Below are 11,147 nucleotides of genomic sequence, written 5' to 3'. Positions count from 1 at the left end.
ACCGCCATATTCACCGGATTTAAATCCGATAGAAAAATTCTGGGCTAATATGAAACGATGGATTAAGAATAAAATTACTGAATTCGCAAACTTGTACGAAACTTTAAAAAAGTTTTTTACTGCACCTAATACTATATGATTTACTATAAAGGTAGATATTTCCCCTCATCTGTACGTAATACAAGTTGCTCTTCATAAGCTTTTGACCATGAAATAGGATATAAATAAAGAAATTTTACATTTTCAATATTTTCTTCGATATCAATAGGTGTTTCACTAACATAGTCTGCTGTTATTTTATAACTAATTACTACGTCCAATTGCTCTAATTCATCTTTATCTTTCAATGCATGATAGCTTAAATGTGAATCATGCAAAGCATCGTTATTAGGAATTATTGCACAAAAAATCAATTTATTTTTTGTTGGACTAAAAAATTCTCCATTATTTAATATATTACCGTTTTGGTATAAAGAACCGATAAAACTACAAAGTAAATGCCAAGCCTTTCCATAATCCTTTAATAAGAATTGCTTACTTTTGTTAAACGATATAGTAACAAGATATATATTAGACATAATTTAATAAAATTTACTTATTTAGCTAAGAATGCTGCCTTTTATAATCTAACTTAATCGGAGTGTATTCCTAAAAAAGCTCACTATTTAGGAATAAGCTCCTAAAAAGTTATATTTTATATAAGTAAAAGATAAAAAACATAATTGATTTTAAACCTACAGAGAAGTATAAAATACTACTCTTCAAAGAAAAGTATTACACCCCTAAAGCTTTTTTGCCTTTAGATTGTTCTTGTTCAACTGCTTGAGTATGAGACTTGACTTGAGGGATTGCAAGGTCGACTACATGTTCATATCTAACACCGTTATCAAGTAAAACCTGACCGCATTTGTTCACTTGAATAACATCTTCTTTAGAGAATTTATTTAAAATAATTTCTGTGATGTCATAAAGGAATTTCCAAGATAATTCTATTCTTTCTTGTAATGTTAGTTTTTTATTCTCTGGTTTGTTAGTATTAAGAGCAATATTTGGCGAGTCGTCAAAATTACCTCCTTCAGTAGGTAATATATTTTTTTTACGTGCTGCTATTTTCTTGTACATTAAAAATATTACTAGTAATGCTAAGCAGCCTAAGGCAATTAAAATATGAGTATTAGAATTAGACACTATTTTGCTCTTCCTTGTTGTTGAGTTAAGTTTTGTGTTTTAGAAAGGATCGTAACCACTGCTTTACCTATATTAACTAAGTTAGCTATATCAGGAGCTAACTTTGCAACTGCTAAGACCGGAGGCGGTAATAAGTTAGTTTTTATTGCTAAACTTATAACATTTTCAAGTTCCTTACTTCCCGGTATTGCTCCTACTATTTTTTTACATCACTTGCAATTTCCGCAGTTTTTTCTGCTGCTTTACATAAAGAAGTTATCTTTTCAGCAAAAGAAGTTTCCGGATTTAGTACTTTTAACAATTCTGTTTTAGTTTCATTTAGGTTACCGGAAATAGTATTCTTCACGGAGTCCAATTTGTCAATATTTATATCTTTCGGAATTGCACTTTCAATATTGCTTTTTAGTTCTGCTATTTTTTCCTCTACTGCATTTTTACTTTTTGGTATATATTTAACAGCCTCTACAACATTCTCTAGGGAAGCTTTATTATTAGGGTTTTTATTTGCTATTTCAATAATTTTTCGAGGTGGTTCTTTTGATATTTCTGAAATTGCGGCAACTTTTTTGGCTTTTTCATAGATGCTTTCAAGCTTCTCATTAGATTTAGCCTCTTCCCTCATTTTTTTTATGTCATTATGCAATTTTGTTACTTTTGGTAATAATTTTTCATGATCAATAAGGTTATTTACTTTCTCAAATATACCGCTTGTTTGTATAAATATCCCAAGAATCGGCATTTTGAGTTGAAATAACTCCGACTAATATATTTTCTAACGATTCTATAATTTTTTTAGAAGCTCCTGGATAGAGTTTATCTAATTCTTGCTGAAATTTTAAAACTTGTTCTAAAACGTTTAAACATTTTTCTACAATAATCCCGTCAAATAAAAAGATATCTTTTGTTTTTAACTGTTCTTGATATGCTTTCTCAAGTGCTTCAGATAAAGTAGTTAGAGATTCTTGGATTGTGCTATTAAAAAGTTTTTCTATTTTCTCTACATCTATATTTTCAGTGTGAGATAATTCGTTTAAGGAGTTTTTTAAAATATTAAATAAATGATCTTCTAAATCTTTCACGTTTATTTTTAAAGATTTTGTAAAACTATTTAATTTTATTAAAAGTCTTTGTAGCTCTTCTTGTTGTTCTTTATTTAATCCACTGAAACGAGAAAAATCAATTATAGACATAAAAATTATTATTTTGTTACTAAATGTTAATTAATCTTAAAGCTTTATAACCATAAAATAAAATGTAAAATAGTTATCATTGCCCTTAAGATTAATTTTTGTTATATTACGTGCTAACATTGCTACAATAGATTTATATTGTTTTACTAAGAAATAGCTATATTCTTGAAAGATTAAACTAATCTAACTAACATATTATCAATTATTTAAAAAATTTATGCGTAAGTTAACTACATTTATTATTACATTATTACTAACTAGTTCGGCTGCCTCTATTGATTTGCAGGAAGCTTTAACTGAAGGGTATAAGAATAATGAGGAGCTGAAAATTGCTAGAATTAAGTTTTTAAACGCGATTGAGCAGTTCCCTCAAGCTTTCTCAGGGTTCATGCCTGATGCCGGATTGCAGATTAATAGACAAAATAGTAAGACTAAATATAATAAAAAATATGCTGATAGGCTTGGTCTTACTCCAAGAGAGACAGATAGCAATCAAGGTACATTAACAATTGAGCAATCATTATTTAGCGGTGGTTCTAGTGTTGCGGCTCTTAAAGCTGCTCAATCAGGGTTTAGAGCGTCACGAGGCGAATATTATGCCGGTGAACAAAAAATATTATTAAATTTAATAACTGCTTATCTTGATTGTTTTGAGAGCAAAGAGAAATATGATATTTCTGAAAGTAGGGTTCGTACTAACATACAACAAGTTAACACTGTTGAAGAGAAATTAAGACTAGGGGAAGCAACGGTAATAGATATAGCAACTGCAAGAGCAGGGCTTGCAGCGGCAGAAACGAATAAACTAGCTGCCTATGCCGATTTTCAAGGGAAAAAAGCAAATTTTATTAAAGTATTCGGAATAGAGGCTACTGATATAACTATGCCTAATTTACCTGATAGACTACCTGCTTCATTGGATGAGTTAACAAAAAAAGCCGCTAAGTTAAATCCTGATATTGATTCGGCAAGACATAATGTAACTTCGGCGAAAGCTTTGGAAATGGTGCAGAAAGGAAAATTATTGCCACAAGTAAGCGTAAAGTTGCAATCAGGTAGAACTAACTATAATCCACAATATGCAGCTGTTCAAAATATAAACAATAAAAGCTATACTACTATTCTTTCGGTAAATATCCCTATTTATCCAGATGGAGGAGCTCAATATTCAAAAATCAGATCGGCTAAAAACCAAACGAGAAATAGTGCGGTTCAGCTTGATAGTACGATAAAACAAACACAAGCAGGTGTTGTAAGCGTATGGGAAGGATTTGAAGCGGCAAAATCTCGTATTGTTGCAGCTAATCAAGGAGTGGATGCTGCTCAAATATCATATGACGGTACGGTGCAAGAAGAAATTGTCGGGTCTAAAACAATATTAGACGTTTTAACTGCTGAAGAAAAATTATATGAAGCGAAAATAACTCGTGTGGATGCGTATAAAGCCTCAGTACTTACGGCATATCAAATGAAATTGTTAACCGGTGAGCTAACGGCTCAAAGTTTAAAACTTAAAGTAAAATATTTTAGTCCTGAAGAAGAGTTTAAGACTATTAAAAAGAAAATGTTTATAGGTTTCTAACGTGAGTACAGAAAGTAAGAAGAATCAAGATATGTCTATAGAAGACATATTAAAATCGATCAAAGGAGTAATAAACGAGCGTAAAAATCCTATTTATGAAAATGATAGTGAAGATGAAGATATATTAGAGCTAACGGAAATAGTAAATCAAGAGAAAGAAGAAAAGTTAATATCAACTAAATCTGCTGAAGAAGTAGGTGATATTTTTAAAAATTTTACTGATACTATTAAAGATAAAAAGCTGGATAACAATATTCCATCTAAAAATGCACTTGAAGAATTAGTTACCCAGATGTTAAAACCGGAACTTAAAGTTTGGCTCGATAAAAATCTACCTTTACTTGTTAAAGAGTTAGTAGAGATTGAAATAAAGAAATTGGTGCAGAATAGTAAGAGGTAGGGGGAGTGAATTATTGTCACCCCGTGGCTTGACCACGGGGTCCATGCAAACAACTTGTAATAGTCAATTTTACTGGATACCGTGGTCAAGCCACGGTATGACAGGATAAATAAGGAATTATATGTTAAATAAATTATGTAAGATATTATTTTTTATCAATCTGTTATTGGTTGCAGTGCAAAGCTATGCTTCACCTCCTCCATTACCCCCCTCATTACCGGCTGCCGAAGTAAATACCGACAATAAGGAAGTTAGTTCTAATTCTGATATTTCTATTTTTGATAAATTTAAACAATTTTTTAGTAAACCAAAAAAGAAAGATATACCTCCTAAACAGGCGAATGAACAAACTAAAGTAGCTAATCAAGAAGAGCCAAAGCTAGCTTCACAAGAGCCTAATGAAAATGAACATGCTGAGCCGTTTATAGATGTCGGTAATGCAGCATTGCCTAGTGCTGCAAGTAATGATGCTCATACAAATACGGATCATGAAAATAGTACAAATTTAGTTTCTCATGACATTCATGAATCTAATGAAACCGAGGCATCTGAACCTTTTATAGATATTGGTAGTGCAAAGTTACCTAGTGCTGCAAGTAATGATGTTCATACAAATACGGAACATGAAAATAGTGCAAATTTAGCTTCTAATGACAACACGCCGGATAGGCAAGTTACGCAACAAGAACCTAATGAATCAGAAACATCTGAATCTTTTATAGATATTGGTAGTACAAAGTTACCTAGTGCTACAAGTAATGAAATGCGTGATGATAAAATTGCTTCTAATGCACATGATGATACAAATCTAGCTTCCAATATTATAACTCCTAACGTACCAAGACCGTTGGTATCTATGCCTCCGGCTCAAGCAGGAAGTTATGTAGTACCTCCGCAGCGACCGGTACAAATATATAAACCTACAAATTTACCGCCCGTGCATAAGCCTATTCCGCTTAATCCACCTCCTGATGCTAATAAAGAGGAAGAAAGTGTAACACCGGTAGCATCGCCGGCAACACCGTCTATTAATATGCCTGCTGTTTCTCCGCCTGTTAGCCAACCTATAACCCAAGATACTAATCCAAGTACCATGCCGGTAACAGTACCTACTGCAGAAACTCCAGTAATACCTAGTAATGTACCTGCACCTCCGGTAATGCCGACTAATCAACCTTCTACACAGCCGATAACGCCGATTAGCCCGAATACACCTGTTAGTACTCCGCCTAAAGTAGTTCCTACAACTGATTCTTCGGCAGAAATAAATAACTCGAAAGAGACATTTGTTGCTGTTTCAGATGTCCCCAAAAAACAAGATTGGAATACTCCGCTTGTACCTGTTGTTGTAGTAAAACCGAATCAATCTCAGCCTTTAGAGAAGCAAGTTAAGAATAGTCAAACTACAAATAATCAAGAGAAAGCACCGCCGGTAAGCTCTACAAATGTTACAATTCAAAAACAAGATAATAACGTAAATAATGAAACATCGGAATCAGCAACAAAATTTGTTAAAGATGAAACGCAAATGTTACTTTTACCTGATGATGATATAGTTCTTGGTAAACTAACAGAGCAGGCGACTTTAGAGCAGATGGATATGTATGCATATATAGGGCTATTCCAAAAGAAAGAAGAGTGGATAGCAAGTGCCGAAAGAAGAAAAGTTGTAGATAGCTTTATTAAATATGATAATGATATAAATAAAAAGAAAGATATTTATGCCAATCTATCTTATTGTAAGGCAGTAGATAATGCTTTTAGAGCAGTTGATAGAAATAATCTTTTTGGATTGCGTGCGTTACTTGACGTTTATCCGATATTGCAAGAAAAGAGCAGACTGGGTGAAACATTACTAACTGCTGCTACTTATAACGATAATTACTATTTAGCAAAATATTTAGTAATACGAGGCATTAAAATTTCTACTCTAAATGATGAATGCCAATATCCATTAGATATTGCCTTAGCAAGAGGCAGTAGTAATATAGCATGTATGTTAAGCAAAGCTAAGGGATATAATTAATTATGTCATTCCCGCGAAAGCGGGAATCCAGGGTAAAGCGAGATAAATCGAGCTTTTAAAAAAGCTTAATTTCAAAGATTTTTTACTTTTCAAATTAAGCTTTAAAATGGCTTTAAAGTAATGGATTCCCGCTTCCGCGGGAATGACATAGAATAAAAATTGTCCGGTACTATAGGTCAAGCCACGGGGTGACATAGGTAATTCGCTCCATACAACAATACAAACAATTTCTTTAAAGCTTAATTGCTTTCTTGAGTTAAATAGTTTAATTTAGGAAAGAAAATAATTAATTGAATCTCTAATATATGAGCGATTTATTTAGCTTTAACAAAGAAAAAAAAATTAAGCTAGTCGATAATAACTATAGTGCAAAAGATATTGAAGTATTAGAGGGGCTTGAGCCTGTCCGTAAGAGACCAGGGATGTATATTGGCGGCACCGATTCAAATGCTATGCATCACTTAGTGTCTGAAGTGCTTGACAATGCTATGGATGAAGCAGTTGCCGGCTTTGCAAGTATCATCACGATAAAAATGCACCAGGATCATAGTATTACTATATTTGATAACGGTCGCGGTATCCCTATTGATAATCATCCTAAATTTCCTGATAAATCAGCTTTAGAAGTAATTTTAACTACTCTTCATTCGGGCGGTAAATTCTCAAATAATGTTTATCATACTGCGGGCGGATTGCATGGTGTTGGAATATCGGTAGTAAATGCTTTATCTAAACATTTAGAAATAAAAGTCTATAAACAAGGTAAATTATATAGCCAAAGTTATTCTAAAGGAGAAAAATTAACCGATTTAATATGTGAAGAAGCACCTAAAAGGCTAAGAGGTACATCAATAAATTTCACTCCCGATCCGGAAATTTTTAGCGAAAAATTACATTTTAATCCTAAAAAGATTTATGAGCTTGCAAGGTCAAAAGCTTATTTATATCGCGGTGTTACTATAGAATGGGAATGCGAAGTAGAAGTGCCGTCAGATATACCTAAAAAGGCATTAATAAATTTCCCGAACGGTTTAAAAGATTATTTAAGTTCAAAAATAACTTTAGATAATTTAATTACTCCGGAAATTTTTTCAGGTAATATAGAGTCTACGCCGGACGGGGTGAAACTTGAATGGGCGATTTGTTGGCAAAATAACGATAACTCGGCGTTTATTCAATCATATTGTAATACTGTTCCGACTCCGCAAGGAGGAACGCATGAACAAGGGCTTAAGTCAGCTATTTTACGTGGGCTTAAAGCATATGGTGAAATGATAGGGAATAAAAAAGCTGCTAATCTAACTATTGAGGATATTCTAGAAACCGCAAGCGTCGTACTTTCTATTTTTATAGCTGAGCCGTCTTTTCAAGGGCAGACTAAAGAGAAATTAGTATCAAACGGTGTAAGTAAACCTATTGAAAATATAATAAAAGATCATTTTGACCACTTTCTTAGTAGAGATAAAGCTTTAGCTACTAATTTACTTGAGCATGTAATTGCTATTGCTGAATTTAGAATAAGTAAGAAAAACGAAAAAAATATTTCTCGTAAAAATGCTACTCAAAAATTGCGATTACCAGGTAAACTTGCCGATTGTACACGAACTTCTCCTGCGGGTACCGAATTATTTATTGTGGAAGGTGATTCGGCAGGTGGTTCTGCAAAACAGGCGCGTAATAGGGAAACGCAGGCAGTGTTACCGTTATGGGGAAAGGTGCTAAATGTTGCAAACTCTACTCTTGAAAAAATCGTTAATAATCAAGCAATACAAGATTTAGAAATAGCTCTTGCCTGCGGTAGTTTAAAAAATTATAAAGAAGAAAATTTGCGCTACGAAAAAATAATTATTATGACTGATGCAGATGTTGACGGTGCTCATATAGCTTCATTATTAATGACTTTCTTTTTCTTAAGAATGCCGAAATTGGTAGAAGAGGGGCATTTATATCTAGCGAAGCCCCCGCTTTATCGTTTAACGCAGTCTAATAAAACTTATTATGCAGGCGATGAAGAGGAAAAAGCTAAATTAACAGATAAATTATCAAAAATAAGTAAAGCTAAAATTGAAGTAGGTAGATTCAAAGGTCTCGGTGAAATGATGCCTGCACAATTAAAGGAAACTACTATGCATCCTGAAAAAAGATCTCTTTTAAAGGTGACTTTAGAAGATTTCCAAAGTGTCGATAAAATAGTAGATGATTTAATGGGTAAAAAGCCGGAAAAAAGATTTCAATTTATTTATGAACAAGCTTTAGTTAAAATGGATAAGATTATTAACGAGCTGGATATTTAGTCGTTATTACGAGCGACTGCAAGAAGCGTGGCAATCTCAGGAAGTTTGACAAGATTGCCGCGTCGCTTCGCTCCTCGCAATGACGTTTTACTGAAAACTTAAAAACACACATATTTGGAGTATTATGTTATTACGTTTAATTATAGCACTATTTTTTATTATAAATTCTATTTGTGCATTTGCAGAAGAAGAAAAAGAACCTGAAAATAAAATATCAAATCAGGAAGGTTATAAGCAATTTCAAGAAGTATTTGAACGTATTGAAAAAGATTACGTACAGGTACCCGATAAGCAAAAAATGATAGATGAAGCAATTAACGGTATGTTAAATTCACTTGATCCTCATTCAAGTTATTATACCGATGAGGATTTAGAAGATATTTTTACTTTTACAAAAGGTGAGTTTGGCGGAATCGGTGTTGAAATAATGTATGATAGTGGAGCAATTAAGATAATATCTCCTATTGACGATTTACCGGCTTTCAAAGCAGGGCTTAAAGGCGGAGATTACATAGTAGGAGTGAATGACGAGTTAGTTTCTACGCTTGGTCCTAATAAAGCTATAAAAGAAATGCGTGGTACCCCTGGTACTAAGGTTAAATTGTTGATAATTAAGGAAGAAGAGGTAAAACCGCAAGAAATAGAACTTACTCGTGAAATAGTAAAAATCAAGCCGATAAAAGCACATTTAGAAAAAAATAATATTGCATATATACGTATAACTACTTTTAATGAATCAACAATTTCTGAGCTGAAGGCAGCAGTAAAGAAGTTAAAAACTGAAAGTAAAAATAATCTTAAAGGTATAATTCTAGATTTACGTAATAATGCTGGTGGTATACTCGATCAAGCTATTGCCGTTAGTGATTATTTTATTGATTCTGGTGTAATTGTAACAACAAAAGGTAGAACTGTATCAAGTAATAGCGAAACTAAAGCAAATGAGTTTTCGTTAAAGGCCCCCAAAATACCTATGATAGTTTTAATAAACGGTAATTCTGCCTCTGCCTCGGAAATAGTTGCCGGAGCTTTGCAAGACCATAAAAGAGCAATAATACTTGGCGCTAAGTCTTTCGGTAAAGGATCAGTTCAGGCTTTAACGCAAATCAATTCTAGGGCTGCTGTAAAACTCACTATATCTAAATATTACACCCCAAGCGGTCGTTCTATTCAGGCAGAAGGAATAGAGCCTGATATTTTAATTGAGCCGGCAAAAGTTGAGTATCCTGAGGTGAAAAAAATAGATAAGCGTTTTTCTGAAAGTTCTTTAAAAAATTATTTAAAGAATGATAATGCAAAAAATAAAGACAATAACGGAAAAGATAATTCATCTAAAAACAAAGATAGTAAAAAAGAAACAAAAGCTAAAAATAATAAACAAGAAGAGAATGAATTATCGGAATTATACAAAAAAGATTATCAATTTGCTCGTGCTTATGATGTAATTACAGGGTTGATTATTAATAAAAAGCTAGGTGATTAGATTCTAAAACGTCATTGCGAGCGGTCAAAGACCGCGTGGCAATCCAGAAAAATAATAAAAAACTCTGTAAATCAGAATTTTTAACTGGATTGCTTCGTCAAAACTTGCAGTTTTTCCGTAGCTCAGACGTTAAATAACACTAGTCTGTGTGAAAGAGAATTAAATTAATTTTCCTTCACACAGACTAAACAAAAATGACATAAAAGGAGTCATTAAAAACGAAATAACTATTAGGTTATAATGAACCATAATAAGTATATAGTAAGATTATCATTCATTATATTGTTTCTTAATATTGTCATAAATATGATGTTTTACCGTTATTTTATGATAAAAGAAATGATAGTAAAACAAGTAGCTTTGGAACATACTAAAATTGCTGAACTTTATACTAATAACATTTGTAATACTCATCAGAACGTAATCAGTAAATTACATAAATTCGGTTATTTAAAATTATTACAAGATCAAGAGTTTATTGATTTTGCAAAGATTACCGCTCAATGGTTTACTAATCTTAATATTAATATTTCTCTCTACGATCTTAAAGGTAATAAATTCATCACTAGTAATATGCTACATATGTATAGTGTAGACAATTATAAAGATGACAGTTTGGTTGAGATAATTACCGCAAAAATCGATAAATATTTTTTAAAATCCTTTACTTCAAAAGCCCCACTTCGAGATGCTTTTGAAGGTATTACAAGTCATATATTATTCCCAAAGGTAGTAATAGAAAATGAGAGTGATTTAACAGTGGAAGAAGCTTCCTTTGTTACTAGCTATATACCTGTTATAGATAATAATTTAGATTTTCCTGTAATATTAGTATTTGAGATTAATACTAATATTACAGGTCAGTGGAGCAATATAACGTCTCTTGAGCAAAAGGTATTTATAACTTTTATTATTATTTTTATAATATTCTGTACTATAATTATTAGTAATACTAACTATGCTAGACAAATTATTGAGGAGCAG

At 32.4% G+C, this 11,147-nt stretch carries 8 protein-coding genes and 2 pseudogenes; 7 read left to right on the top strand and 3 right to left on the bottom strand.

What is annotated here, in order from left to right; genetic code table 11:
* A partial coding sequence (locus AC1Z7D_RS03865) for a transposase (RefSeq protein WP_482602140.1) occupies positions 1 to 139 on the top strand: 139 nt, incomplete at its 5' end.
* A 4-nt stretch (positions 140 to 143) separates the two neighbouring features.
* On the opposite strand, the gene AC1Z7D_RS03860 is transcribed toward AC1Z7D_RS03865, so the two are convergent.
* The 3 genes and pseudogenes from AC1Z7D_RS03860 to AC1Z7D_RS03850 all read right to left on the bottom strand — a co-directional run bounded on the left by AC1Z7D_RS03860 (position 144) and on the right by AC1Z7D_RS03850 (position 2,378).
* Entirely contained in the window at positions 144 to 578 is a 435-nt protein-coding gene (locus AC1Z7D_RS03860; protein ID WP_482602138.1) for a hypothetical protein, read from the bottom strand.
* A gap of 196 nt (positions 579 to 774) precedes the next feature.
* Entirely contained in the window at positions 775 to 1,188 is a 414-nt protein-coding gene (locus tag AC1Z7D_RS03855) for a DUF2660 domain-containing protein (RefSeq protein ID WP_482602136.1), read from the bottom strand.
* A pseudogene (locus AC1Z7D_RS03850) lies at positions 1,188 to 2,378 on the bottom strand (hypothetical protein). The gene AC1Z7D_RS03855 and the pseudogene AC1Z7D_RS03850 overlap by 1 nt, the downstream one beginning before the upstream one ends.
* Before the next feature lie 217 nt (positions 2,379 to 2,595).
* On the opposite strand from AC1Z7D_RS03850, the gene AC1Z7D_RS03845 reads away from it, so the two are divergent.
* The 6 genes and pseudogenes from AC1Z7D_RS03845 to AC1Z7D_RS03820 all read left to right on the top strand — a co-directional run.
* Positions 2,596 to 3,960 (top strand): TolC family protein, encoded by a 1,365-nt coding sequence (locus tag AC1Z7D_RS03845; RefSeq protein WP_482602134.1) that lies wholly within the window; start codon positions 2,596 to 2,598, stop codon positions 3,958 to 3,960.
* 1 nt (position 3,961) lies between these two features.
* Positions 3,962 to 4,360: a DUF2497 domain-containing protein gene (locus AC1Z7D_RS03840; protein ID WP_482602132.1), complete on the top strand. Its 399-nt coding sequence runs from the start codon at positions 3,962 to 3,964 to the stop codon at positions 4,358 to 4,360.
* Positions 4,361 to 4,481: 121 nt separating this feature from the next.
* On the top strand, positions 4,482 to 6,386 hold the full coding sequence (locus AC1Z7D_RS03835; protein ID WP_482602130.1) for an ankyrin repeat domain-containing protein: 1,905 nt from the start codon (positions 4,482 to 4,484) through the stop codon (positions 6,384 to 6,386).
* A 305-nt stretch (positions 6,387 to 6,691) separates the two neighbouring features.
* Positions 6,692 to 8,680 carry a DNA topoisomerase IV subunit B gene (gene parE, locus AC1Z7D_RS03830; RefSeq protein ID WP_482602128.1) on the top strand — a complete coding sequence of 663 codons (1,989 nt, stop codon included), beginning with the start codon at positions 6,692 to 6,694 and terminating at the stop codon, positions 8,678 to 8,680.
* Positions 8,681 to 8,804: 124 nt separating this feature from the next.
* Complete coding sequence (locus AC1Z7D_RS03825) at positions 8,805 to 10,163, top strand: S41 family peptidase (protein WP_482602126.1); 1,359 nt, start codon at positions 8,805 to 8,807, stop codon at positions 10,161 to 10,163.
* A gap of 240 nt (positions 10,164 to 10,403) precedes the next feature.
* A pseudogene (locus tag AC1Z7D_RS03820) lies at positions 10,404 to 11,147 on the top strand (sensor histidine kinase); the annotation flags it as partial.

The organism is Rickettsia sp. (genome assembly GCF_965035265.1).
The sequence above is the reverse complement of the archived record's forward strand: the minus strand, read 5'-3'. Positions and strand labels throughout refer to the sequence as shown.

Excerpts from the sequence above, each read along its gene's own strand:
- AC1Z7D_RS03860 (WP_482602138.1), bottom strand. The coding sequence starts at position 578 with ATGTCTAATATATATCTTGTTACTATATCGTTTAACAAAAGTAAGCAA.
- AC1Z7D_RS03845 (WP_482602134.1), top strand. The coding sequence starts at position 2,596 with ATGCGTAAGTTAACTACATTTATTATTACATTATTACTAACTAGTTCG.
- AC1Z7D_RS03825 (WP_482602126.1), top strand. The coding sequence starts at position 8,805 with ATGTTATTACGTTTAATTATAGCACTATTTTTTATTATAAATTCTATT.
- AC1Z7D_RS03835 (WP_482602130.1), top strand. The coding sequence starts at position 4,482 with ATGTTAAATAAATTATGTAAGATATTATTTTTTATCAATCTGTTATTG.
- parE (WP_482602128.1), top strand. The coding sequence starts at position 6,692 with ATGAGCGATTTATTTAGCTTTAACAAAGAAAAAAAAATTAAGCTAGTC.